Origin of the sequence: Curtobacterium flaccumfaciens pv. betae, from assembly GCF_026241855.1 — a bacterium.
GTDB classification, from domain to species: domain Bacteria; phylum Actinomycetota; class Actinomycetes; order Actinomycetales; family Microbacteriaceae; genus Curtobacterium; species Curtobacterium flaccumfaciens.
The window spans coordinates 903,935-927,989 of the sequence record NZ_JAPJDC010000001.1; the positions used below are offsets into that span (position 1 = coordinate 903,935).

21 protein-coding genes are annotated in these 24,055 nt (G+C 72.3%); 10 read left to right on the plus strand and 11 right to left on the minus strand.

The annotated features are described in order from the left end of the window. Positions 1 to 22: 22 nt before the first annotated feature. From dapE to ORG17_RS04330, 4 genes are all read left to right on the plus strand, one after another. Positions 23 to 1,105 carry a succinyl-diaminopimelate desuccinylase gene (gene dapE / locus ORG17_RS04315; RefSeq protein ID WP_027464567.1) on the plus strand — a complete coding sequence of 361 codons (1,083 nt, stop codon included), beginning with the start codon at positions 23 to 25 and terminating at the stop codon, positions 1,103 to 1,105. Beyond that, positions 1,090 to 2,334 (plus strand): hypothetical protein, encoded by a 1,245-nt coding sequence (locus tag ORG17_RS04320; protein WP_214527108.1) that lies wholly within the window; start codon positions 1,090 to 1,092, stop codon positions 2,332 to 2,334. Before dapE ends, ORG17_RS04320 begins: the two co-directional genes overlap by 16 nt. 147 nt (positions 2,335 to 2,481) lie before the next feature. Continuing rightward, on the plus strand, positions 2,482 to 2,652 hold the full coding sequence (locus ORG17_RS04325; RefSeq protein ID WP_017887054.1) for a DUF3117 domain-containing protein: 171 nt from the start codon (positions 2,482 to 2,484) through the stop codon (positions 2,650 to 2,652). 123 nt (positions 2,653 to 2,775) lie between these two features. Beyond that, a complete protein-coding gene (locus ORG17_RS04330) occupies positions 2,776 to 3,495 on the plus strand; it encodes an AAA family ATPase (protein WP_027464568.1) in 720 nt (239 codons plus the stop codon). A 27-nt stretch (positions 3,496 to 3,522) separates the two neighbouring features. On the opposite strand, the gene ORG17_RS04335 is transcribed toward ORG17_RS04330, so the two are convergent. Further along, positions 3,523 to 4,155 carry an O-methyltransferase gene (locus ORG17_RS04335; protein ID WP_214527110.1) on the minus strand — a complete coding sequence of 211 codons (633 nt, stop codon included), beginning with the start codon at positions 4,153 to 4,155 and terminating at the stop codon, positions 3,523 to 3,525. Positions 4,156 to 4,219: 64 nt separating this feature from the next. Between ORG17_RS04335 and ORG17_RS04340 the strand changes: the two genes are divergently transcribed. After that, a complete protein-coding gene (locus ORG17_RS04340) occupies positions 4,220 to 4,588 on the plus strand; it encodes a Sec-independent protein translocase family protein (protein ID WP_027464570.1) in 369 nt (122 codons plus the stop codon). Positions 4,589 to 4,670: 82 nt separating this feature from the next. On the opposite strand, the gene ORG17_RS04345 is transcribed toward ORG17_RS04340, so the two are convergent. From ORG17_RS04345 to ORG17_RS04360, 4 genes are read right to left on the minus strand one after another with little or no spacing between them, the layout of a single operon-like run. Beyond that, positions 4,671 to 5,519: a class I SAM-dependent methyltransferase gene (locus ORG17_RS04345; protein WP_214527112.1), complete on the minus strand. Its 849-nt coding sequence runs from the start codon at positions 5,517 to 5,519 to the stop codon at positions 4,671 to 4,673. A 10-nt stretch (positions 5,520 to 5,529) separates the two neighbouring features. Further along, positions 5,530 to 6,690, minus strand: a complete 1,161-nt coding sequence (locus ORG17_RS04350; RefSeq protein WP_214527114.1) for a P-loop NTPase — start codon at positions 6,688 to 6,690, stop codon at positions 5,530 to 5,532. Beyond that, complete coding sequence (locus ORG17_RS04355) at positions 6,683 to 7,180, minus strand: DUF1003 domain-containing protein (protein WP_042539423.1); 498 nt, start codon at positions 7,178 to 7,180, stop codon at positions 6,683 to 6,685. The genes ORG17_RS04350 and ORG17_RS04355 overlap by 8 nt, the downstream gene beginning before the upstream one ends. Positions 7,181 to 7,232: 52 nt before the next feature. Beyond that, positions 7,233 to 8,552 carry a magnesium transporter MgtE N-terminal domain-containing protein gene (locus ORG17_RS04360; RefSeq protein ID WP_027464574.1) on the minus strand — a complete coding sequence of 440 codons (1,320 nt, stop codon included), beginning with the start codon at positions 8,550 to 8,552 and terminating at the stop codon, positions 7,233 to 7,235. Between the two features lie 104 nt (positions 8,553 to 8,656). On the opposite strand from ORG17_RS04360, the gene ORG17_RS04365 reads away from it, so the two are divergent. Then, positions 8,657 to 9,541 (plus strand): YflT domain-containing protein, encoded by an 885-nt coding sequence (locus ORG17_RS04365; protein WP_214527115.1) that lies wholly within the window; start codon positions 8,657 to 8,659, stop codon positions 9,539 to 9,541. A gap of 503 nt (positions 9,542 to 10,044) precedes the next feature. Here ORG17_RS04365 and ORG17_RS04370 read toward each other — a convergent pair. Both ORG17_RS04370 and ORG17_RS04375 read right to left on the minus strand, forming a co-directional pair. Then, on the minus strand, positions 10,045 to 10,515 hold the full coding sequence (locus ORG17_RS04370; RefSeq protein ID WP_250892385.1) for a GNAT family N-acetyltransferase: 471 nt from the start codon (positions 10,513 to 10,515) through the stop codon (positions 10,045 to 10,047). Between the two features lie 15 nt (positions 10,516 to 10,530). Continuing rightward, positions 10,531 to 12,015 (minus strand): aminopeptidase P family protein, encoded by a 1,485-nt coding sequence (locus ORG17_RS04375; protein WP_214527118.1) that lies wholly within the window; start codon positions 12,013 to 12,015, stop codon positions 10,531 to 10,533. 70 nt (positions 12,016 to 12,085) lie between these two features. Here ORG17_RS04375 and ORG17_RS04380 point away from each other — a divergent pair, with 70 nt between their 5' ends. Next, positions 12,086 to 12,958, plus strand: coding sequence for a PHP domain-containing protein (locus ORG17_RS04380; RefSeq protein WP_027464577.1), 873 nt, complete (start codon positions 12,086 to 12,088; stop codon positions 12,956 to 12,958). Between the two features lie 156 nt (positions 12,959 to 13,114). Here ORG17_RS04380 and ORG17_RS04385 read toward each other — a convergent pair whose 3' ends face one another. Beyond that, positions 13,115 to 14,623 (minus strand): DEAD/DEAH box helicase, encoded by a 1,509-nt coding sequence (locus ORG17_RS04385; RefSeq protein WP_071246524.1) that lies wholly within the window; start codon positions 14,621 to 14,623, stop codon positions 13,115 to 13,117. A 135-nt stretch (positions 14,624 to 14,758) separates the two neighbouring features. On the opposite strand from ORG17_RS04385, the gene ORG17_RS04390 reads away from it, so the two are divergent. Then, the gene (locus tag ORG17_RS04390; RefSeq protein WP_301565272.1) at positions 14,759 to 15,475 is read left to right on the plus strand and encodes a ferritin-like domain-containing protein; all 717 of its coding nucleotides are present in this window, start codon (positions 14,759 to 14,761) and stop codon (positions 15,473 to 15,475) included. Between the two features lie 54 nt (positions 15,476 to 15,529). Here ORG17_RS04390 and ORG17_RS04395 read toward each other — a convergent pair whose 3' ends face one another. Together ORG17_RS04395 and ORG17_RS04400 are read right to left on the minus strand one after the other, a co-directional pair. Further along, positions 15,530 to 15,826, minus strand: a complete 297-nt coding sequence (locus ORG17_RS04395) for a hypothetical protein (RefSeq protein ID WP_027464580.1) — start codon at positions 15,824 to 15,826, stop codon at positions 15,530 to 15,532. 4 nt (positions 15,827 to 15,830) lie between these two features. Further along, a complete protein-coding gene (locus ORG17_RS04400) occupies positions 15,831 to 16,055 on the minus strand; it encodes a DUF3107 domain-containing protein (RefSeq protein WP_027464581.1) in 225 nt (74 codons plus the stop codon). A gap of 127 nt (positions 16,056 to 16,182) precedes the next feature. On the opposite strand from ORG17_RS04400, the gene ORG17_RS04405 reads away from it, so the two are divergent. Then, positions 16,183 to 19,338 (plus strand): UrvD/REP family ATP-dependent DNA helicase, encoded by a 3,156-nt coding sequence (locus ORG17_RS04405; RefSeq protein ID WP_214527119.1) that lies wholly within the window; start codon positions 16,183 to 16,185, stop codon positions 19,336 to 19,338. Continuing rightward, the gene (locus tag ORG17_RS04410; protein WP_214527121.1) at positions 19,335 to 22,610 is read left to right on the plus strand and encodes an ATP-dependent DNA helicase; all 3,276 of its coding nucleotides are present in this window, start codon (positions 19,335 to 19,337) and stop codon (positions 22,608 to 22,610) included. Before ORG17_RS04405 ends, ORG17_RS04410 begins: the two co-directional genes overlap by 4 nt. A 339-nt stretch (positions 22,611 to 22,949) precedes the next feature. Here ORG17_RS04410 and ORG17_RS04415 read toward each other — a convergent pair whose 3' ends face one another. After that, positions 22,950 to 23,948, minus strand: coding sequence for a phosphotransferase (locus ORG17_RS04415; protein ID WP_214527123.1), 999 nt, complete (start codon positions 23,946 to 23,948; stop codon positions 22,950 to 22,952). Positions 23,949 to 24,055: the final 107 nt, after the last annotated feature.

The following is a 24,055-nucleotide window of genomic DNA, read 5'->3' on the forward strand; positions in this document are numbered from 1 at the left end:
GGGCGGCCGGTAGGCTGCCTGCATGCCGGAGCACCTCGACCTCACCGCCTCGTCCATCGACATCACCCGTGCCATCTGCGACATCGAGTCGGTGTCCGGCAACGAGCAGGCCCTCGCCGACGCGATCGAGGCCGTGCTCGCACCGCTGCCGCACCTCGAGGTGATCCGCGACGGCGACGCGATCGTGGCGCGGACGAACCTGGGCCGCGACCGCCGGGTCGTCATCGCCGGCCACATCGACACCGTCCCGCTCAACGACAACCTGCCGACCGAGTTCCGGACCGCCGAGGACGGCACCGAGATCCTCTGGGGCCGCGGCACCGTCGACATGAAGGCGGGCTGCGCGGTGCAGCTCAAGCTCGCGTACGACCTCGTCGACCCCTCGGTCGACGTCACGTGGGTCTGGTACGACCACGAAGAGGTGAGCGACGCCCTCAACGGCCTCGGCCGCCTGGCCCGGACGCGACCCGAACTCCTCGCCGCCGACTTCGCGATCCTGGGCGAGCCGTCCGGGGCGCAGATCGAGGGCGGGTGCAACGGCAACCTCCGCGCCGAGATCCGCACGTTCGGCAAGCGCTCGCACAGCGCCCGGAGCTGGATCGGCGACAACGCCATCCACAAGACCGCCCCGATCCTGGCCACCCTGGCCGCGTACGAGCCCCGCACGGTCACGGTCGACGGGCTCGAGTACCGCGAGGGCCTGAACGCGGTCGGCATCAGCGGCGGCATCGCGGGCAACATCATCCCGGACGAGGCGATGGTGCACGTGAACTACCGGTTCGCCCCCTCGCGCTCGGCCGACGAGGCCGTCGCCCACATCCGCGAGCTGTTCGACGGGTACGAGGTCACGATCGTCGACCTCGCCGCCGGTGCCCGCCCCGGGCTCGACGCCCCGCTCGCGCAGGACTTCGTCGCGGCCGTCGGCGGACCGGAGCCCCGTCCGAAGTACGGCTGGACCGACGTCGCACGCTTCTCGGCGCTCGGGGTCCCCGCGGTCAACTACGGCCCCGGCGAGCCGGTCTTCGCCCACCACGACGACGAGCAGGTCCCGGTCGCGCAGATCACCGCGGTCGAGGCCGGGCTGCGTCGGTGGCTGACGGCCTGACGACGGCGGGGGCCACCCGGAGGACCCCTGCCCGGAACCGTTGGCGGGCCCGGTACCGGGTCGTCCCCTGGTGGGTGCGAATCACGGTCGTCTACGTGCTGGCGCGGCTCGTCACCGGTGCCATGATGCTCGCGTTCGCGGGTGTGCAAGCGGCGAACTCGTTCACCGTGCAGAGCCCGGGCTACCTGTCGTTCGCGTCGATCTGGGACGGCGCCTGGTACCGCGTGATCGCCACGGGCGGGTACCCGTCGACGCTGCCGGTCGATGCCGCCGGGCACGTGACCGAGAACGCGTGGGCGTTCATGCCCGCGTACCCGTTCCTGGTGCGCGGGCTCATGCTGCTCACCGGAGCGTCGTTCGAGCTCGTCGCGGTCTCGGTGTCGTTGCTCGCCGGACTCGGGGCCGCGCTGGTGTTCCGCCGGCTCATGGGGGGGTTCCTCGACCCCGCACGGGCGACGTTCGCAACGGTGCTGTTCTGCGTCGCACCGGTGTCCGCGATGTTCCAGGTGGCCTACGCGGAGTCGATGGGCCTGTTCCTGTTGCTCGTCGCGCTGCTGCTCATGGTTGATCGACGGTGGTGGGCGATGCTGCCCGTCGTGCTGCTGCTCGGCATGACGCGGCCGACGGGCCTCGCCTTCGCGTTCCTGGTGGTGCTCTTCGTGGCCGCGTGGGCGATCCGGCCGGCGTGGGTGCGCTCGTCGGAGCCGCTCACCCTCCGCCGACTCGTGCCCCCCGCGGTGGTCGCCACTGTGTCGGGTCTGGTCGGGCTGGCGTGGCCGGCGATCGCGTGGGCGGTCACCGGGGTGCCGAAGGCCTACACCGACACCGAGCTCGCCTGGCGGTCGTCGTACATCGGGTGGAAGGAACTCGTGCCGTTCGCGCCGTGGGTGCAGGGGTTCGGGTGGTGGTTCGGGCAGCCGGCCGGCACGGTCCTGCTCGTCGTCGTGCTCGTCGGGTTCGCGGCGTTCGTGTGCCTGCCCGCCGCACGCCGGATCGGCATCGAGCTCCGACTCTGGGGCGTGGCGTACCTCGTGTACCTGCTCGCGGTGTTCTTCCCGCAGTCGAGCACCTGGCGCATCCTCGTGCCGATCGCGCCGTTGCTCGGGATCGTCGCGCTGCCGCGGTCGCGGGTGTACCGCGTGGCCGTCGTCGTCGCGTTCGTCGGGCTGCAGTGGGTCTGGCTGTACTACACGTGGTGGGTCGACGGCTACGACTGGACCCCGCCGTGATCGACGCAGGGCTCCGGAGGCCCGTGGATCCGCGTTCTGCGGAGCATCCGGACGGCACATCCGACACCCCCAACCTGGGCGGTTTCGCAGTTGCCCCCTCCATACGGGATAATGGGGCTGCATTTACTGCACGAAAGGGGACATCTGATGGCAGCCATGAAGCCGAGGACCGGTGACGGGCCGATGGAGGCTGTTAAGGAGGGTCGACTCATCATCGTGCGGGTTCCGCTCGAAGGTGGAGGCCGCCTGGTCGTCTCGGTCAACGATGCCGAGGCCAAGGAACTCCACGACGCACTCGCTGAGGTCGTCTCGGCCTAGTACGTCGAAGCACCAGAACGGAAGGCCCGGAGCGTGTACGCTCCGGGCCTTCCGTCTGTGCGCTGCCGATCCCGCGGCTGGGGGATCCGCGGCGCTGTCGGTCGGCTCCGGCAGGATGGGACCGTGCCGAGGACGAGACTGCCGATCCGCCGCGTCGAGGAGTACGCGCCCGACCCGATGCCGCGCGACGTCTGGCCCGCGACGCTCGCGCCCGTGCGGCAGCTGCTCGACGACGGGCTCGATCTCGCTCCGGTGACGGTGCTGGTCGGTGAGAACGGTGCCGGCAAGTCCACCCTGGTGGAGGCGATGGCGCTCGCCTTCGGCATGGGGCCCGAGGGCGGTTCGACGAAGTCCGGGCACAGCACCCGCCCGAGCGAATCGCAGCTCTGGGAACACATCGCCCTGCACCGGGAGCCCGGCGCGGTGCGGTCCGGCTTCTTCCTGCGCGCGGAGACCATGCACGGGGTGTTCACCTACCTCGAACAGCACCCCGGGGGAGCCGAGCCGCTGTTCCACGAGCGGAGCCACGGTGAGTCGTTCCTCGACTTCGTCATCCACCGGTCGCAGTGGCCCGGGCTCTGGATCCTCGACGAGCCGGAGTCCGCCCTGTCGTTCTCGGGGTGCCTGGCGCTGATCGGGCTCCTGCAGTCCATCGTCGAGACGGGTGTCGGCCAGGTCGTGCTCTCGACCCACTCACCCGTGCTCGCCGCGTTCCCCGGGGCCGAGATCCACGAGGTCGGCGAGTGGGGCCTGCGGCGCACCGGATGGCGCGACCTCGACCTGGTGCGGAACGAGCGTGCGTTCCTCGAGTCGCCCGAGCGGTACCTGCGGCACCTGGACTGACCTGCGCGAGCGGCGGCGGGTCGAGCGCTAGTTGGTGACCTTCGTCAGCTGCAGCAGTCCGTCGCCGGCGGGCGACAGCGCGCTGCGCACCGCACCCGACGTCGACACCTCGGTCAGGAGCAGCCGGAAGTCCGTGGTGGCGCGGTCGCGCTTCACCGGGTCGGCCACGCGTCCGCGCCAGAGGGCGTGCGGCACCAGGACGGTGCCACCCAGGCGGGCGAGCCGCAGCCCGTGCTCGACGTACTCGATCACGTGCTCGGGGTCGGCATCGACGAGCACGACGTCGTACGAGGCCTCGTTCATGCGGGGGAGTACCTGGTTCGCCCGACCGGGGATGAGCCGGATCCGTGCGGGAGCGGTGCCGGCGCTGATGTAGGCGTCGCGGGCGAACTGCTGGTGGTCCACCTCGACGTCGATCGTGGTCAGGGTCGCGTTCGGGGCGCCCGCGAGCAGGTACAGGCCGGAGACCCCGAGGCCGGTGCCGATCTCGATGATGCTCGTCGCACGCGAGGCTGCGGCGATGACCGCGATCTGCGCACCGATCGCGGGCGAGATCGCTTCGACCCCGAGTTCCACGGAGTGCTCACGAGCACGGGCGATCGCCTCGGTCTCCGAGACGATGTCCTCGGCGAACTTCCAGTTCGACTCTTTCTCTGACACGCACACTCCGTTCGGGAGACAACTCTAGAGGTGCAACGCAGCAGCAGGCGTTAGGCTCGCTCGCGTGGACATCCCGCTCGACAAGATCCTGATCATCGGGGTCATCGGCGTCCTCTTGCTCGGGCCGCAGCGCCTGCCGATGTACGCCCAGAAGCTGGCGGAGTTCGTCAAGGCCGTCCGTCGGTTCGCCGACACCGCCAAGGAGCGGATGCGCGACGAGATGGGCCCCGAGTTCGACGACATCGAGTGGCAGAAGCTCGACCCGCGTCAGTACGACCCGCGCCGCATCATCCGCGACGCCCTGCTCGACTCCGGCACGAGTGCCGCAGCCGTCCAGACCGCGCAGGTCACGGCCTCGAAGGTGCGCGCGACGGCTCCCGTCGTGCCCCTGGCCGCCGGTGAACCGGCACCCTTCGACGCCGAGGCGACCTGACGCCCGTCACGTCCCCACACGACGGACTGGAGGCCCGGTGCCAGCTGGCACCGGGCCTCCCGTCCGTCACGGGGTCGCGTCGTCAGTCGCGGGTCGCGACGATCGTGTAGGTGGTCGGCATCCGGTCACGGTCGTGATCCGGCCAGGCCCACGAACCGGTGCCGGTCTCGACCATGCGGGAGCTGAAGCGCCAGGGCAGGGTCCGGCCCTCGTCGAGCCGTCGGAGTCGCAGTCCGGCACCGAGCAGGGCGTTCACGATCTCGGACAGCGGGTGCGGCCACTCGAAGGTGCGGGTGTTCGCCACCGTGCCGTCACCGGCGTAGGTGCCGGCGTCGTCCCACTGCTGCGCGGTGCCGTCCGGGAAGTACCGGTACCGGGTGGCGAGCTCGTCGGCGTCCTCGTCGAGGGCGTACAGCGCCGGGTGGCCGTCGCGGATGAAGAACACCCCGCCGGGGCGCAGCAGGCCGGCGACCTGCGCAGCCCAGCGGTCGAGGTCGGGGAGCCAGCAGATCGTGCCGATGCTCGTGTACACGACGTCGAAGTCGCCGGTGACGGCGGCCCGGGCATCGAGGACGTCGGTCTCGACCCAGGTGACGTCGAGGCCGAGGCGCGACGCGAGCCCGGCGGCCGAGGCGAGGGCGGCGGGGGAGAAGTCGACGCCGGTCAGCCGGGCACCCTCGCGGGCGAGCGACACCGTGTCGGTGCCGATGTGGCACTGCAGGTGGCAGACGTCGAGGCCCGCGAGCGAGCCGTTCGGCAACCAGGGCGTCAGGGCCGGCAGGTCGTCGCGGACGACGTCGGAGCGGTGGCCGGGGTCGGCGAGGGCGTCGATCGCGTACGCGCCCTCGTGGATCGGCACCCGGTCGTCCCAGTTCGCGCGGTTGGTGGCGCGTGCGTGGTCCCAGTCGACATCGACGTGATCGGTGCTCATGACCCCGAGCCTAGGACAGCGACAACCCGAGCTTCCGGCCGGCGAGCCCGCGTCCCATCGTGGTGATCCGGTCGGCGATCGCCGTCAGGGCGACGGCGGACGGGTCCTCCGGGGTGCCGAGCACCACCGGGACACCTGCGTCGCCGCCCTCGCGCAGCGGCACGGACAGCGGCACGCTGCCGAGCACCGGGACGGGGTCGTCCTGCCCGCGGGAGAGCCGTGCGGCGGTCTCGGCGCCGCCACCCTCACCGAACAGGTGCAGCACCGAGCCGTCGGGCTGCACGAGCCCGGCCATGTTCTCGACCACGCCGATGACCCGCTGCCCGGTCTGCCGGGCGACGATCCCGCTGCGCTCGGCGACGTCGGCCGCGGCGGCCTGCGGGGTCGTGACGACCAGGACCTCGGCGTGCGGCAGCAGCTGCCCCACCGAGATCGCGACGTCGCCGGTGCCCGGGGGCAGGTCGAGCAGCAGGACGTCGAGGTCGCCGAAGAACACGTCGGTCAGGAACTGGTTCACGGTGCGGTGCAGCATCGGTCCGCGCCACGACACCGCGGTCGAGACGTCGTCGACGAACATGCCGATCGACACGACCTTCACGTCGTGCGCCACCGGCGGCAGGATCATGCTGTCCACCCGGGTCGGGCGGGGTGCGACCCCGTGCTCGTCGGTCAGGCCCATCAAGCCGGGGACGCTGAAGCCGTGCACGTCGACGTCGACGACCCCGACCCGCAAGCCCCGGCGGGCGAGCGCGACGGCGAGGTTCACGGTGACGGTGGACTTGCCGACGCCGCCCTTGCCGCTCGTGACGGCGATGACGCGCGTGAGCGAGTCCGCGGGGAACTGGACGCCCTTGGGGCGGCCGGCTCGCAGCCGCTCGGTCAGTGCGGCGCGCGTGGCCGGGTCCATCACGGACACGTCGACGTCGACTGCGGCGACCCCCGGGACGGACCCGGCGGCGACGCGGACGTCGCGCTCGATGGTGTCGGCGGCGGGGCACCCAACGATCGTGAGCTGCAGGTCGACGCGCACCGCGCCTCCTGGCTGCACGTCCACGCCGCGGATCATGTCGAGCTCCGTGACGGGGCGGCGGATCTCGGGGTCGATGACGCGGCCGAGCGCGGCGAGGACCGCCGTGCCGAGCTGTTCGTCGGTGGGGACGGCGTCAGCCACGGGTGGAGCTGTCGTGTTCGTCCGCGTAGCCGGCCTCGTCCGCGTCGCGGCGGTCGAGCTCCTCGAGCAGGGAACGGAGCTCGGCGCGGATGAAGTCCTTCGACGCCATGTCCCGCATCGCCAGGCGCAGGGCCACGACCTCGCGGGCCAGGTACTCGGTGTCGGCCAGGTTGCGTTCGGCGCGCTGGCGGTCCTGCTCGAACTGCACGCGGTCGCGGTCGTCCTGCCGGTTCTGCGCGAGCAGGATCAGCGGGGCGGCGTACGAGGCCTGCAGCGAGAGCACGAGCGTCAGAGCCGTGAAGCCGATGGCCGCCGAGTCGAACTGCCACGGCTTCGGCGCGAGGGTGTTGTAGCCCATCCAGACCACGCAGAACAGCGTGAGCCCGATGAGGAACCAGGGCGTGCCCATGCCGCGGGCGATGCCCTCGGTCGCGCGACCGAAGGTGTCCCCGCGACCACGGCGGCGGCTGGGGAGCACACGCGTGCGCATGCCCTTCGGGGAGTCGAGCCGGACCTCTTGCCGGTCACGGTCGCGACGGTTGTCATCCGTTCGGGCCACGGGTGGTCCTCCTTCCCGTCGTCACGGGTGTCCTGCGCGGGCGTTGGCGTGGAAGCGGTGAGGGTTCCCCCTCGCCCTGACTTCGCCAGTCGTCCGGCAGGACGTGGTCGAGGACATCGTCGATCGTCACCACCCCGACGAGACGGTGGGCGTCGTCGACCACGGGGACGGACAGCAGGTTGTAGGTCGCCATGATGCGGGTGACCTCGGCGGCGCTCGCGTCGACCCGGACCGGTTCGGTCTGCTGGTCGATGAGCGTGCCGAGCCGCTCGTTCGGCGGGTAGCGGAGCATCCGCTGGAAGTGCACGAGCCCGAGGAACCGGCCGGTCGGCGGCTCGTACGGCGGCAGGGTGACGCAGACGGCGGCGCCGAGCACCGGCGCGAGCTCGTGGCGGCGGACCAGCGCGAGGCCCTCGGCCACGGTGGCGTCAGCCGAGACGATCACCGGTTCGGTGGTCATCAGACCACCGGCGGTGTCCGGCTCGTACTCCAGGAGCATGCGGACGTCCTGCGCCTCCTCCGGCTCCATGAGCTGCAGGAGGGCTTCACTCCGCTCGTCGGAGAACTGGGCGAGGACGTCGGCCGCGTCGTCCGGCTGCATCTGGTCGAGGACGTCGGCGGCGCGGGCGTCGACCAGCCGGGTGAGGATCTCGATGCGCTCCTGGTCGGGCATCTCCTCGAGCACGTCGGCGAGGCGGTCGTCCGGAAGTTCCTCGGCGACCTCGAACCGGCGCTCGGCGGGCAGGTCGAGCAGCGTCGACGCGAGGTCGGCGGGCAGCAGGTCGGAGTAGGCGGCGATGACGTGCTCGGCGGACTGGGCCTCGCCGGGGAGCTCGTCCTCGGTGACCTCGTTCCACGTCGCGAACGTCGTCGGGCCCTTGCCGAACGGCGACGGCGTGGTCTTCGGCTTGCGGAGGAAGAGCTGCGCGACCTCCCAGTCGCCCTGCCCGCGGTCCTCGATCGCGACGTCCTCGATGGTGGCGCGGATCCGCTGGTTCTTGATGAGCACCTTGCGGCCGAGCATCTCGGCGATGACGCGGACCTCGCCGCCGCGCTGCTCGAAGCGGCGCATGTTCACGAGGCCGGTCGTGATGACCTGCCCGGCACCGATGGAGGTGATGCGGCCGATGCTCACGAAGATGCGGCGCTTGCCGGGCACCTCGACGATGAGCCCGACGACGTGCGGGGGATCGGCCCGGCGGTAGACGACCAGGACGTCCCGGACCCTGCCGACGCGGTCGCCCGCGGGGTCGAAGACGGAGCACCCGGCGAGGCGGGCGACGAAGACCTTCGTGGCGCTCACCCGACCCAGCGTAGTCGCTCGGGTGTGGGCGTTCGCCCGCGCCGGTCGGCTGCTTCCCTGAGAGTGCACGTGCGATTGCAAGGTGTGCGGTGAATGATGGCTGTGTGAGCAATCAGAGCCCCTTCGCCGGCAGGACCGCCCAGGCGTTCCCGACGCTGCCCAAGGGCGACGTCCTGGGAACGTACGACAGCTACCCCGACGCGCAGCGCGTGGTGGCGAAGCTGGCCGAGGCCGACTTCCCCGTCAACCAGCTCTCGATCGTCGGCAACGACCTGAAGACGGTCGAACGGGTCACCGGCAAGATGACCTACGGCCGTGCCGCCATCGCCGGCGCGCTGTCCGGCCTGTGGCTCGGCATCTTCTTCGGCATCGTGCTCACGCTGTTCTCACCGAGCGCCGGCGGCCTGATCCTGGCGGCCGCGATCATCGGTGCCGCGTTCGGCATGCTCTACGGCATCGTCTCGTTCGCGATCACGAAGCGACAGCGTGACTTCACGAGCGTGCACCAGGTGCTCGCCACGAACTACCAGATCGTCGTCAACCCGCAGCTGACCGGGCAGGCGCAGCGGATCCTCGGCGAGCACGGGGCGACCCCGTCCACGCACTGGAACGACGCTCCCCAGCAGCAGCAGCAGCAGCAGCAGCAGTGGCGTCCGGGCCCCGGTGGGGTCCCGCCGCAGCAGCAGTCGCCGTACGGCGGGCACGCCACGCCGCACCAGCAGCCGGGAGGCCCGCAACACCCCGGCACGTCGGCCCCCGGCACGCAGATGGGTGCGCCTTCGGGCCCGCCGCGCTACGGCACGAACGACGGACCCCGGTACGGGGAGACCCCCGAAACGGCCGCCGCCCCCGCGGCCCCTCCGGTGCCGGAGCGTCGACCCGAGGAGCCGCCGCGCTACGGCGAGCGAGTCGTCGGTGCCACGCCGCCGGAGCCCTCGTCCTCGCCGGACGCCCAGCGTGACGGCGACGGGGACAGCGACCGCCGCTAGTCGCGCTCCGGCTGCTGCGCTCGGGCCCCGGCGCGTGTGCTCCTCGGTCGGTGATGCGGTGGGGCGCCAGGTCGTTCGACACGCCGCTCACGTCCGCCGAGGTCCCACGAAGTGTCGCCGCCGAGCACCGCGGGCGGCACTTCGGGCGACCGCAGCGGCAGAGTCCGGGCGGTGCGGGCGGTGCGGGCGGTCCGGGCGGTGCTGGCGGTGCGGGCGGTCCGGGTGGTCGCAACACCCCGCGCGCCCGGCGTCGAGCGGTCAGAGATCGTCGTTCGGCGCCGGCCCAGACGACGGTTCGTGACCGCTCGGCCTCGGGCAAACGGCACGTCGTGACCGGGAGCCGTGCGGGCTCCGGGGGCGGCGGCACGGCACGGCGCCGTGCGGCATCGCTCGGCAGCGCACGGCTCCGCACCGGACGGCAGCGCACGGCACCGCATGGCACGGCATGGCACGGCACGGCACCGCACGGCACCGCCCGGTCTCGCCGGGCAGGCTCGGTCCGGCTAGAGGACCTTCGAGTAGCAGACCGACAGGGGCGCCCCGACGTAGGGCCCGAAGTTCGCGATCCGCCGGAACCCCTCGCGCTGGTAGAAGCCGACGGCACGCTGCTGCGCTGTGCCCGTCTCGAGGACGAGCGCCGGGGACCCGAGGTCGAGCGCGGCCTCTTCCAGCCGTCGCAGCAACGCAGCCGCGACGCCGGACCCGCGGGACTCCGGTCGGACGTACATCCGCTTGATCTCCGCGATGCCGTCGTCGACGATGCGCAGGCCCCCGCAGCCCAGGGGAGTACCGGACTCGTCCCGCGCGACGAAGAACACCGCGATCGACTCGGCGGTCGGCTTCTCACCCGGCTCGGTGTCGCCGCCGTGCGCCCGGTCGATCTCCAGTCGCTGTGCGGCGCGGAGTCGCTGGGCGTCGGGGGAGTCGAAGTGCTCGACCTCGATCGCGAAGGTGTTCGGGGAGGCCTCGGGCATGGTCACCCGATCAGGCTAGCGGCCCGAGCGGGCGATCCACCCCTCCACTTCCGAGGGGGTCCGGGGGATGCCGACGGACAGGTTCTCGGCGCCGTCCTCGGTCACCAGGATGTCGTCCTCGATGCGGACACCGATGCCACGGAACTCCTCCGGCACGGTCAGGTCGTCCTGCTGGAAGTACAGCCCGGGCTCGATCGTGAAGACCATGCCGGCCTGCACGGTGCCGTCGAGGTACATCTCGCGGCGGGCCTTCGCGCAGTCGTGCACGTCGAGCCCGAGGTGGTGGCTCGTGCCGTGCACCATGTAGCGGCGGTGGAACTGGTTGTCCGGCTCGAGCGACTCGGCGGCCGAGACCGGCAGGAAGCCCCACTCGGCGGTCTTCCGCGCGATGACCTCCATCGCGGTGGCGTGCACCTGGCGGAACGTGATGCCCGGCTTGACGATCGCGAACGCGGCGTCGGCGGCTTCGAGCACGGCTTCGTAGACCATGCGCTGCACGGGCGAGAACGTGCCGCTCACCGGGAGCGTGCGGGTGATGTCGGCGGTGTAGAACGAGTCGACCTCGACCCCGGCGTCGATGAGGATGAGGTCGCCCGGCTGCACGGCGCCGTCGTTGCGGGTCCAGTGCAGGATGCAGGCGTGGTGGCCCGAGGCGGCGATGGTGTCGTAGCCCACGGTGTTGCCGTCCGCGCGCGCCCGGCGGTTGAACGTGCCCTCGACGATGCGCTCACCGCGCGGGTGCGCGAGCACGGCGTCGAAGTCGCCGATGACGTCGTCGAACCCGTGCTTCGTGGCGTCGACGGCCTTGCGGAGCTCACGGACCTCGTACGCGTCCTTGACGAGTCGCAGCTCGGACAGGTCACGGGAGAGCAGGTCGTCGGTGGCCGGCGACCCCTCGGTCTCGTCCGCGCCACCGATCGCCGCGCCGATGCGGGCGTCGAGGGAACGGGTCAGGTCGTCGTCGGCTTCACGCACGAGCAGCGCCGACGCGTCGAGTGCATCGGCGACGGCCGTGAACGCCCCGAGGTCGGCGGTGGCCAGCCCGAGGTCGGCGGCGACGGCGTCGAGCGAGGGGCGCGGACCGACCCAGAACTCCCCGATCTCGGGGTTGGCGTAGAACTCTTCCGAGTCGCGGCCTGCGGTGGCGCGGAAGTACAGCGTGGCGTCGTGCCCGGAGCCGTTCGGCGTCATCACGAGCACGGAGCCGACGACGGTGTCCGTGCCCCAACCGGTCAGGTGGGCGAAGGTGGAGTGCGGGCGGAACGGGTAGTCGCAGTCGTTCGAGCGGACCTTGGCCTGCCCGGCCGGCACCACGATCGTGCGGCCCGGGTGCAGCTCGGAGATGCGCGCGCGACGCTCGGCGGCGAACGCGGCCTGCTCGCGGGGCTCGGGCTGCGCCTCCGAGCGCTCGGCCCACTGCGACCCGATGAAGTCCTTGAAGGTCGAGGACCCGGGGGTCGTGGATCGGTTGCTCGTCGCGCGGGGAGTCGTGTCGGCCATGCGTCCATCATCGCACCGCCCGGGGACACCCGGCCTGTGCGGCCGCTCACCTGTGGATAGCATTGGCCACGTGCCCGACCCGTTCATCGACCTGCACGCGCACTCCAGTGTCTCCGACGGCACCGAGCGTCCCGCGGAGCTCGTCCGAGCGGCCGCGGCCGCCGGACTCGACGCCGTCGCGCTGACCGACCACGACACGACCGCGGGGTGGGCGGACGCCACGGCCGCGGCGCACGAGCTGCCCCTGACCCTGCTGCCGGGCCTCGAGCTGAGCACCCGGATCGGCTACCGCAGCGTGCACGTGCTCGGCTACCTGGTGGACCCCGAGCACCCCGGACTGGTCGAGGAGACGACCCGGATCCGCGACGGCCGGCTCTCCCGCGCGCACCGCATGGTCGACCGCATCGCCGAGGACCACCCCATCACCTGGGCGGACGTCCTGGCCCAGTCCAGCCCCGGGGCCACGATCGGCCGTCCGCACATCGCCGACGCCCTGGTCGCCCGGGGGCTCGAGTCCGACCGGTCCGCGGCGTTCCGCGGCATCCTGCACCCGGCGTCCGGCTACTACGAACCCCACGAGGCACCGTCGCCCCTGCGCGGCGTCGAACTCATCCGGCAGGCGGGCGGCGTGCCCGTCATCGCGCACCCCGCGGCGTCCTCGCGCGGGATCGTCATCGACGAGCCGATGCTCCGCGACCTGGTCGACGCCGGGCTCGGCGGGCTCGAGGTCGACCACCGCGAGAACCTGGCACACGGCAAGCGCACCCTGCTCGACTGGGCGACGCGCTACGGCCTGTTCGTCACCGGCTCGAGCGACTACCACGGCACCGGCAAGCCGAACCGGCTGGGGGAGCACCGCACCGCACGCGTCTCGTTCGACGCGATCGTGTCCGAGGCCACCGGCAGCGCCCCGGTCGTCGGCCCCGGTTCGCGTCTGGCCTGACGGCCGACCGAACGGCTGGCCACTGAGTCTTCGGCCTGGCCGACAGTCCACGCGTCGGCGTCCGCGTGAACTGTCGCTGCGCGCGTGACGCCGGTCCGCGGGTGGAGACGACGAAGGGCCCGTCGCGTCAGCGACGGACCCTTCGGTCTGGAGGCGCTACTCGCCGTCCGACGTACCCTGCGGTGCCGAGGCGGTCGCCGAGGCATCGCCGGTGCCGGCTCCGCGACGGCGGCGACGACGGCGACGCTTCGCGGCGCCGTCGGTGGTGGAACCACCTTCGACAGCCGAGCCGTCCTCGGTGCCCGCCGCGGCGGTGGGGGCGACCGACTCGGTGGCCGGAGCCTGCGGGGCGGACTGCTCCGAGCCTCCTGACCGGGTGCGGCTGCGCGACCGCGAACGCGACGCGTCACGCGAACCCGAGGCCGGGCGGTCGCTGCTGCGCTTCTCGACGGGAGCGCCGGCCGAGGCGGCGTGCGACGACGAGCCGGGCAGGCGGCCCTTGGTGCCCTTGGGGATGTCGAGTTCCTCGAACAGGTGGGGCGACGACGAGTAGGTCTCGACGGGCTCGGGGATGCCGAACTCGAGGGCCTTGTCGATCAGCGTCCACTTGTGCAGGTCGTCCCAGTCGACGAACGTGACCGCGATGCCGGTCTTGCCGGCGCGGCCCGTGCGTCCGGCACGGTGCAGGTACGTGTCCGGGTCGTCCGGGATCGTGTGGTTGATCACGTGCGTGACGTCGTCCACGTCGATGCCGCGGGCAGCGACGTCGGTGGCGATGAGCACGTCACGCTTGCCGGCCTTGAACGCCGCCATCGCGCGCTCGCGCTGCTCCTGGTTGAGGTCGCCGTGCACCGCTGCGGCGTTGAACCCGCGGTCCTTCAGCTCCTCGACGAGCTTCGCCGCGGCACGCTTGGTGCGGGTGAAGATCACGGTCTTGCCGCGGCCCTCGGCCTGGAGGATGCGGGCGATGACCTCGTCCTTGTCCAGGGAGTGCGCACGGTAGATGAGGTGCTTGATGTTGGCCTGCATGAGGCCCTCGTCAGGGTCGGTCGCCCGGATGTGCACCGGACGGCTCATGAACCGGCGGGCGAGGGCGACGATCGGCGCGGGCATCGTCGCCGAGAACAGCATCGTGTGACGCACCTCGGGGACGGCCTGGAAGATGCGCTCGATGTCCGACAGGAACCCGAGGTCGAGCATCCGGTCGGCCTCGTCGAGCACGACCTCTTGCACGTGGGAGAGGTCGAGCAGACGCTGCCGCTGCAAGTCGATGAGCCGCCCGGGCGTGCCGACGACGATCTGGGCACCGGCCTTGAGCTGCTCGACCTGGCCCTCGTAGGCCTTGCCGCCGTAGATCGAGACGACCGTGGTCGGACGGTTCGAGGCCGCGAGCTCGAGGTCCTCGGTGACCTGGACCGCGAGTTCACGGGTCGGGACGACGACGAGCGCCTTCACGCCGTGCGCCGGGTCGGCACCGAGTCGCTGGATCAGCGGCAGGCCGAAGCCGAGCGTCTTGCCGGTACCCGTCTTGGCCTGGCCGATGATGTCCTGGCCGGTCAGGCCGAGCGGGATGGTCTGTTCCTGGATCGGGAAGGGCTCGATGATGCCCTTGCCGGCCAGTGCATCGACGATGTCCTGGTCGATGTTGAGGTCTGAGAAAGTCAAAGAATCACCTTAGTTCTGGTGGAAGTCCCGGCCAGTCTACCGACGGGCGCGTGGTCCGGGGCGCTCCGGGGTGCGTCGGGGCGTCCGGGCGGGCGACCGGCGGGTGCCACGGGACTCGCCCTCTATGCTGGTCGGGTGGTCTCGTGGTGGAACCGGAAGCGCGCGGCGCAGCTCGCTGCAGCATGGCTCGCGTCGCGGAACCCGCGCGGAGCCGCGCAGGTCAAGCGGCTCGCGCTCGACGACGTCACCCCGGAGCTCGACGTCTACCTGGGGCAGGCCGCGTACCTGCAGCTCTCCGTCTACGAGACGATGGGACGAGCCGGTGCTTCGGCACCGACGCTCTCCGGCCGTCTGGTCACCGGGGTCCTCGCGACCACGGCGCTCGAGCGGCACCGCACGATCGTGGCCGAGATCGAACGCAGCGGCGGAGACCCGGCGGCGCTGATGGCCCCGCACCGCGAGGCGATCGACCTGTTCCTCGAACGGACGAGCGGTGCCGACTGGTACGAGTCGATGCTGACCGGCTACGTGACGGCCGGCATCCTGAACGACCTGTTCGGCAACCTGCTCCGCTCCCTGCCGACGGACGTGCGGCAGCGGCTGCGTTCGGTGTTCGACGCGCGCGAGGAAGCAGCGGTCGTCGAAGAACTGGCGGCCCACATCGAGAACGACCCGCGGATCGGTTCTCGCCTGGCGATGTGGGGACGGCGCCTGGTGGGCGACACCCTGCTGGTCGCCCGGTCGGCGCTGGCGTCGCACGCCCGCGAGGACCAGGAGCGGCTCGAGCCGGTCTGGACCGAACTCATCGCCGCGCACACCCGACGGATGGACGCGCTCGGTCTGACGGCCTGAGCGGTCGAGCTGCTCGAGCGTCAGGATTGCTCGAGGGTCAGGATTGCTCGTGGGTCAGGCGCCGCGCGTCTTGAGCTGCTCGTAGTACTCGGCGTCGCGCTTGTCGCGCTGCGTGCCGAGGAGCCACTCGACGACGAGGACGACCACGCCGGACCCCACGAGGGCCACGACCCAGATCCAGGTGCCGTCGTACCGCCACCCGGCCCAGGTCAGCGCCTCCCAGAGGACGGCTGCGGCGATGCCGCCGACCGCGGGGCCGACGAGCACGCCGCGGTTCGACCGCCACGGCAGGATCACGTGCGCGACCGCGCCGATGATGACGCCGCCGAGGACGGCGAAGAGCAGTTCCACGTCGTCAGGCGACGAAGCCGATGCGCCGTGCCTCTTCCGCGCCGACCTCGACGTACGCCAGAGCCGAGACGGGGACGATGAAGCGACGGCCCTTGTCGTCCTGCAGCGACAGGTGCGTCGACTGCGCGGTGAGCGCCTCGGACACGGCCTTCTCGACCTGGTCCGCGGTCTGGGCGGTCTCGAAGGCGATCTCGCGGGGGCTGTTGATGATGCCGATCTTGATGTCCACGAGCACAGCGTATCCGAGCGGTCCCGTGCGGTATCGGGCGTTCGCCGCGGGCGCACTCGACGGCGCGACGACCGGTGCCCCGCGCGTCCGCAGCGGTGCTGTCGGCGGTCCTGGGTACCGTACGAGCGTGCCGCAGACCACGCTGATGCCCGCTCCCGAGGACACCGGGTTCGCGCGCGCACTGGTCGACGACCCCTCGCAGGCCGCGGTGCTCGCGCTGCCGGACGGCCGTCACGCCGCGGTGATCGGTGCGCCGGGCAGCGGCAAGACGACCACGCTCGCACGGCTCGTCGCCGACCGGCTGGCCCGACCTGGCGCGATCACGCCCGACGGCCACGCGACGGTCCTCGCCCTGACCTCGGCGCGGACGGCTGCAACGGCGCTGCGTGACCGGCTCGCGCGGGTGGTCGACCGGGTCGTGCCGGGTGCCCTCGCACGCACCGTGAACTCACTGGCGTTCCAGATCGTCACCCACGCGGCGTCGGTGCAGGGGCAGGAACCCCCGACGCTGCTGACCGGTGGGGAGCAGGACCGGATCATCGCCGACCTGCTCGCCGGGCACGAACTCGACGGAGCCGGACCGGCCTGGCCCGACCCGATCACCTCCGTGGTCCGGGAGCGAGCCGGGTTCCGCACCGCCCTGCGCGACGTCATGATGCGTGCGGTGGCCGCCGGCGTCGAGCCCGACGACATGCGGGAACTCGGCGACGAGCTCGGACGGCCCGAGTGGCGGGCCGTCGGCGACTTCGTGGACGACTACCGGGCATCGGTCACCGCGTTCCGGCCGACCGGGCTCGACTCCGGTGAACTCGTGGCGTACGCCACCGCCGCGGTGCTGCGGCACGAGCTCCCCGCCGGCATCGCCGCCCTGCGCCTGGTCGTGGTCGACGACACACAGGAACTGGTGGAGGGCGAGATCGCCCTGCTCGGGGCGCTCGCGCGCTCCGGCGTGCAGGTGGTGGCCTTCGGCGACCCGGACATCGCCGCCTCGGCGTTCCGCGGCGCCGAACCGGACGTGCTCGGTCGACTGGCCGTGCGACTCGGGGTCGACCGGGTCGACGAACTGTTCCTCGGCGCGGTGCACCGGCACCCCGCCCCGATCCGCGCCCTGGTCACCGGGGTCACGGGTCGCATCGGCACCGCGGCGGCCGGTCGGCAGCGCAGCGCGTCGGCGGGCGACCAGGATGCTCGGTCCGACGCCGTCGTGCACCTCGAGGCCGCCAGCCGGTCCGCGCTCGTCGTGGCGATCGCCCGTCGACTGCGCGAACACCGCCTGCTCGACGGTGTGCCGTGGCACCGGATGGCCGTGGTCACCCGCAGCGGTGCTGCCATCCCCGAACTCGTCCGGGCACTCTCCGTGGCCGAGGTCCCGGCGACCGCCGGTGCCGCGCCCGTCCGTCCGCGCGACGACTCCGCGGCGCGGGCGCTGCTGGACGCGGCTGCGGTGGCGCTCGACGTCCTGCCGCTCGACGCCGCCCTGGCCACCGCGTTCGCCACGGGGCCCCTCGGTGGCCTGGACACCCTGGCGATGCGTCGGCTCCGGCTCGCCCTGCGGCGCGAGGAGCTCGCGGGCGACGGTAGCCGCACCGCCGACGAACTGCTGGTCGATGCCCTGGGCGCACCGGAGCGTCTGGCGACGGTGGACGCCGGGTTCGCGCGACGAGCGACCCGGCTGGCCCGGAGCCTGGTGCAGGCGCGTGCCGACGCCCAGGCGGGATCGAGCATCGAGGAGATCCTCTGGGGCCTCTGGGAACGCAGCGGTCTCGCGAAGTCGTGGGGTGCCCAGTCCGCCGCCGGTGGGGTCGGCGCCGGGGAAGCCGACCGGCACCTGGACGCCGTCGTCGGCCTGTTCACCGCCGCCAAGCGCTTCGTCGAGCGCACGCCGGACGCCCCTGCGCGGGTCTTCGTCGACGACCTGCTCGGCGCCGACCTGCCAGAGGACTCGATCGGCCCCGACCGGACCGCCGGCCGGGTGCGGGTGCTGACGCCGTCGGCGACGATCGGACTCGAGTGCGACGTGGTCGTGGTGCTCGGTCTGCAGGACGGCGTCTGGCCCAACACCCGGGTGCGCGGCAGTCTGCTCGACCCGGACGGACTGGTCCGCGCTGCTGCCGGGGTCGAGCGTTCGCCCATCGACGACCGTGCCGCCGTGGTCGCCGACGAACTCCGGCTGTTCGCCCGGGCCGTCTCGCGCGCCACCACCCAGGTCGTCATCGGCACGGTCGCGAACGACGACGAGTCGCCGTCACCCTTCGTCCGACTCGTCCCGGTGCCGCCGGACCGTCAGCCGACCGTCCACCCGCTGTCCCTGCGTGGGCTCGCCGGGTCGTTGCGCCGCCGAGTGGTGGGCTCGGGCGATCACGAGGCCGCGTCCGCGCTGGCCCGCCTGGCCGAGGCCGAGGTACCCGGTGCGGCTCCGGACGAGTGGTACGGGCTCGCCGAACCGACCACGGACGACCCCCTGGTCGACCTCGACGCCGAGCCCGCGCCCGAGGTCGAGGGCGGCGAGCCGGTCGCTCCGGCCGTGTCGGTGTCGCCGTCGCGCATCGGCACCTTCGAGGAGTGCCCGGTGCACTGGTTCGCGCAGACCTTCGGCGGCGGTGCCCCGAGCCCGGCGATGGGCATCGGCACGATCGTGCACGAAGCGATGGAGCACGCCACCGAGATCGACGTCGAGTCGCTGTGGGAGCGGGTCGAGGCGCGGTGGGACGAGCTCACCTTCGAGTCGCCCTGGGTCGCCGACCGCGAACGCGCCCGGACCCGGCGGATGATCGAGGGGCTGAGCGACTACCTCCGCACCTTCGCCAGTGCCGGCCGTCGACTGCTCGGCGCCGAGACCTCGTTCGCGCTCGTGACCGGCCCCGCCCGCATCCGGGGGAGCATCGACCGCATCGAGGTCGACCCCGAGGGCCGTGTCAGCGTCGTCGACCTGAAGACGGGCCGTTCGATGCCCAGCGAGAAGAACGACATGCCGGAACACCCGCAGCTCGGCGCCTACCAACTCGCGGTCGAGGACGGCGCGGTCGAGGGCGTGCCGGCGGGGTCTCCGATGACGGACGCCCGGCTGGTGTTCGTCCAGAACCCTCGCGGCGGACAGGCGTACTCCGAGCGGACGCAGCACGCGTTCGACGCCGAGGCGCGGGAGGCCTACCGCGAGCGGCTGCACGGGGTGGCACGGGGCATGGCCGGCCGGACGTTCGTGGCGAACGTGGACGACCACTGCGAGAAGGCCCGGACCGGGGTCGAGTGCCGGATCCACGTGGTGGCGGAGGTGACCTGGTGAGCGACACCGCGGACACGACCGACACGACCGGCACAGCTACTGCGGCCGACACGGCTGCCGCTGCTCCGCCCGTCATCCGGCACGGCGCCGACGCCATCGCCGACGCCCTCGGTCGCCCCCGTCCCACCGCCCAGCAGCGTGCCGTCATCGAGTCGCCGCTCGTGCCGGCGCTGGTCGTCGCCGGTGCCGGCAGCGGGAAGACCGAGACGATGGCCTCGCGCGTCGTCTGGCTGCTGGCCAACGGGCTCGTCCGACCCGACGAGGTCCTCGGGCTGACCTTCACCCGCAAGGCCGCCGGCGAACTCTCCGTCCGCATCAACGACCGCATCCGCGCGCTCGAGGACGTCGGGCTGATCACCCCCGGGGACGCCTTCGAAGCGCCCACCGTCTCGACGTACAACGCCTTCGCCAACGCGGTCTTCCGCGAGAACGCCCTGCTCGTCGGGCGTGACGGCGAGTCCCAGGTGCTGACCGAACCCTCGGCCTGGCAGCTCGCCCGTCGGGTCGTGGTGGCCGCCCGCGACGACCGGCTCGCGGGACTCGACCGCGACGTCGACACCCTGACCGCAGCCGTGGTGGCGCTCGCCGGTGCTACCTCCGAACACCTCGTCGAGCCGGAGGACCTCCGCCGGTTCGCGATCGAGTTCTCGGAGCTGCTCGAACTCCCCGGCAACCGCGGCAAGCCGTACAAGGCGATCACCGACGCGGTCACCGCGATCGGCGCCCTCGAACCCCTGGCCGACCTGGTCGCCGAGTTCCGGCGGCAGAAGGTCGACCGCGGGTTCGTGGAGTTCTCCGACCAGATCGCCCTCGCGCTCGCCGCGGCCGAGTCGGCCCCTCGCGTCGTCACGGACCTGCGGAGCCGGTACGGGGTGGTGCTCCTCGACGAGTACCAGGACACCTCGGTGGTGCAGACCCGGTTCCTCGCCCGGCTGTTCCGCGGGCACTCGGTGATGGCGGTCGGCGACCCGCACCAGTCGATCTACGGGTTCCGCGGTGCGAGTGCCGCGAACCTCGCCCGGTTCCCGCACGACTTCGGCGGCGACGAACCCGGGGTGGCCGAACCCGTGACCTTCGCGCTGTCGACCAGCTGGCGGAACCCGGTGGACGTGCTCGCGGGGGCGAACGCGATCGTGGCACCGCTGTCCGAGGCGTCCGAGGTCGACGTCGAACGGCTCTCGCCCCGGCCGGGCGCGGACACCGGCACCGTACGGGTGGTGTTCCCCGAGACCCTGCCGGAAGAGGCCGACGAGGTCGCGGCGTGGTTCCAGGACCACCGCCGTCAGGACCCGACGGGCTCGATGGCGCTGCTGCTGCGCGCGCGGAAGGACCTCGCGGCGTTCACGGCGGCGCTCGGTGCCCGCGGGGTGCCGTACCACGTGCTCGGCACCGGCGGACTGCTCCAGCGCCCGGAGATCGTCGACCTGGTGGCGTGCCTGCGGGTGCTGCACGACCCGGCGGCCGGCAACGACCTGATCCGGCTGCTCGCGGGTGCACGGTGGCGGGTCGGTGCGGCGGACATCGTCGCCCTGCACCAGCTCGCCCGGTGGCTGTTCCAGCGCGACCACACCCAGCAGCGGCTCGACGACGACCTGACCGCGGCGTTCCGGGCCTCCGTTGCCGCCGGGGAGCACGGGTCGATCGTCGATGCGCTCGACTTCGTGGCGACCGCGCCCGACGAGCACGGCGCGCTCGAGGGCATCACCGCCGCGGGTCGCAGCCGGATGCGTGCGCTCGGCGGCCAGCTCGCGATGCTCCGGTCACGCGCGGGGAGCGACCTGGTCGACTTCGTGACGCTCGTCGTGCAGGAGATGCGGCTCGACATCGAGGTCGCCGCGCACGAACAGGGGAGCGGCGCCTACCTCGACGCCTTCATCGACGAACTCGCCGGCTTCGTCTCGACCGACGACCGCGCCGACCTCGGTTCGTTCCTCGGGTGGATCGACGCCGCAGCCCGGCGTGACGACATGGGTCCGCGTTCCGAGGAGCCCGAGGCCGGCACCGTGCAGATCCTGACGATCCACGGGTCCAAGGGACTGGAGTGGGACGCCGTCGCGGTGCCCCGGATGGTCGAGGGCGGCCTGCCGGCACGCCCGCAGGAGGGCTCGTCCGGCTGGCTGGGGTTCGGCCGGCTGCCGTACGAGTTCCGCGGGGACGCCGCCGAGCTGCCACGACTCGCATGGCGCGGGCAGGAGACCCAGAAGGACGTCACCACTGCGATCGACGCCTTCAAGGAACAGGTGAAGGCCCGCAACGAGGACGAGGAACGCCGGCTCACCTACGTCGCCCTGACCCGTGCCAAGCACGACCTGCTGGTGTCCGGCTCGTTCTGGGCCGGCGGGGTCCGACCCACCGAGCCGAGCCGTTACCTGCGCGACCTGGTGGACGCAGGCGTCATCGACGGTGCGGCGATCCCGGAGACGACGGTGCACGACGAGAACCCGATGGGGGAGAGCGGCGCGACCCAGACCTGGCCGCACGTGCCGTTCGGGCAGCGTGCGCCGCGGGTCCTGGCCGCCGCGGAGCGGGTGCGGAACGCGAACCCCGGAGCGGCGGGGCGCTTCGCCGCCGACATCGACCTGCTGCTCGCCGAGCGGCACGCCACCCGGAACGCGAAGCACGCGGTCGCCGTCCCGCACCGGGTGCCGGCGTCGGGCTTCAAGGACTACCTGACCGAACCTGACTCCGTCGCCGAGCGGCTCCGCCGGCCGATGCCGGAGCGACCGTACCGCGCGACCCGGCTCGGCACGCTCTTCCACCAGTGGGTGGAACAGCGGGCGCGCAGCGGTGGCGCGCTCGAGACCCTCGACGTGTGGGACGGGGAGCTCGACCTCGATGCCGATGACCTCGCCGATGCGTCGCCGGACGCCGTGGTCACCGACGACGACGCCCGTCGACTGGCGGACTTCCAAGCGACGTTCGCCCGCTCCCGCTGGGCCGGGCTGACGCCGATCGAGGTCGAGCGCGAGATCCACATCCCGTTCCTCGGGCACAGCGTCGTCTGCAAGCTCGACGCCGTGTACGAGATCGACGGGCGTGCCGAGGTGGTGGACTGGAAGACGGGCAAGGCACCGTCCGGTGCGGACGACCTGGCCCGACGCACGCTGCAGCTCGCGCTGTACCGCGTCGCCTACGCCGAGTTCACCGGGCGGCCGCTCGACCAGGTCGACGCGGTGTTCTACTTCGTCGCCGACGACCTCGAGGTCCGTCCGACCGAGCTGCTCGACCGCGCCGGACTCGAGCGTGCGTGGTCCGAGGCCATCGGCAGCTGACGTCCCGCGGAAGGCGCGTCGCGCTCGTCGCGCGCTGCGCCCTGTCGCGCTGAGCCCGTGTCGGGCTCCGCCCGTGTGGAGCTCCGCCCTGGAGGCCCGGTGCCGGTCCGCCGGGCCTCCAGGCGGTCGCGCCAGGTGCCCGGGCGGCGGCCGGGACCGGTCACGACACCCCGCAGGACGCACAGCGAGTGGTCACGGACCGTCGGGTGGCCGCGCTGCGATCGACAGGTCGTGACCGCTCGGCGGAACTGAGCGGGGAGTCGTGACCACCGTGGGCCGTGTGGAACGAGACGGTGTGGACGAGAAGTGTGGAACGAAACGGTGCGGAACGAGGCGGCGTCAGCCGTGGCGGCGTTCGGTGGAGGACAACAGCTGCTCCACCTCGCCGATCTCCATCGTCTCGGGTGACACGGACTGCAGCGGTTCCGCACTCGGGGCGTGCACCGCGTCGACCAGGCGGTGCATCATCGAGACGGCATCGTCGACGACCTCGGTGCTCTTCGCCTGCACGCCGTGCAGCAGCCAGTGCGCCGTCTCGAGCTCGTGGTGCACGCGCGCACGCTGAGCGAGCTGGCGGTCGCGTCCGCCGCCGTTCGCCTCGTAGGCGCTGAGGACGGTGTCGAAGGCGTCGCGGCGGCCGGCGAGCACCCATGCGAGGTCCTTCGCCGGGTCGCCGAGCCGCAGCTCGCCCCAGTCGAGGACCCCCGTCACCGCATCGCCGTCGGCGAGCAGGGCGCCGGTGCCGAGCGAGCCGTGCACGACGGTCGGTGTGAACTGCCAGAGCTGCTGGTCCCGAGCGGCACCCTCCCAGCGTTCGACGAGCGCGGCGGGGACGAGCTTGGTCGCCACGGCGCGGTCCATCACCGAGACTGCGGACCGGAGCACCTCGAACGGCGTGAGCGAGGGCAGCCCGGCGTCGGAGACGAAGCTCGTCGGCAGCTGGTGGATCGAGGCGACGGCACGGCCGACACTGGTGGCGAGGTTGGGGCGCTCGACGAGCGACGCGAGGGTCGGGTGGGTCCCGGCAAGTCGGGTCGTGACGATGGCGCGCGTCGACCCGATCGGTGCCTGGCCGCGGTACTCGGCGACGCCGAACGGCAGTCGCGTGCGGATGCCGGCGCTCAGTGCACGGATGGCGACGAGGTCGGCTGACTGCCGGGCCTCGGCGCGCTGGTTCCGGGGGCGGCGGATGACGATCTCGGTGCCGTCGGCGTCGCGGAGGAGCGCCGACTCGTAGTCGCCGGCCGCGGCCGAGCCGAGCGTGCGCGTGCCCGTGACGAGGAGACCTGGAACGGCCGTCGTCGCCAACGCGGCTAGAGTGAACTGGGATCCCGCCATGCCCCTCAGGGTAGGCGCGTGACGCGTGCACGGCTGCACGCCACGCTGTTCGGCGGCCCGTACGCCCACCGCACGTCTCCTGCACGTCCGCACCCGATCCGAGGAGC

Excerpts from the sequence above, each read along its gene's own strand:
- ORG17_RS04345 (WP_214527112.1), bottom strand. The coding sequence starts at position 5,519 with ATGAGCACCGATCACGTCGATGTCGACTGGGACCACGCACGCGCCACC.
- ORG17_RS04375 (WP_214527118.1), bottom strand. The coding sequence starts at position 12,015 with ATGGCCGACACGACTCCCCGCGCGACGAGCAACCGATCCACGACCCCC.
- ORG17_RS04355 (WP_042539423.1), bottom strand. The coding sequence starts at position 7,180 with ATGCGCACGCGTGTGCTCCCCAGCCGCCGCCGTGGTCGCGGGGACACC.
- ORG17_RS04370 (WP_250892385.1), bottom strand. The coding sequence starts at position 10,515 with ATGCCCGAGGCCTCCCCGAACACCTTCGCGATCGAGGTCGAGCACTTC.
- ORG17_RS04325 (WP_017887054.1), top strand. The coding sequence starts at position 2,482 with ATGGCAGCCATGAAGCCGAGGACCGGTGACGGGCCGATGGAGGCTGTT.
- dapE (WP_027464567.1), top strand. The coding sequence starts at position 23 with ATGCCGGAGCACCTCGACCTCACCGCCTCGTCCATCGACATCACCCGT.
- ORG17_RS04415 (WP_214527123.1), bottom strand. The coding sequence starts at position 23,948 with ATGGCGGGATCCCAGTTCACTCTAGCCGCGTTGGCGACGACGGCCGTT.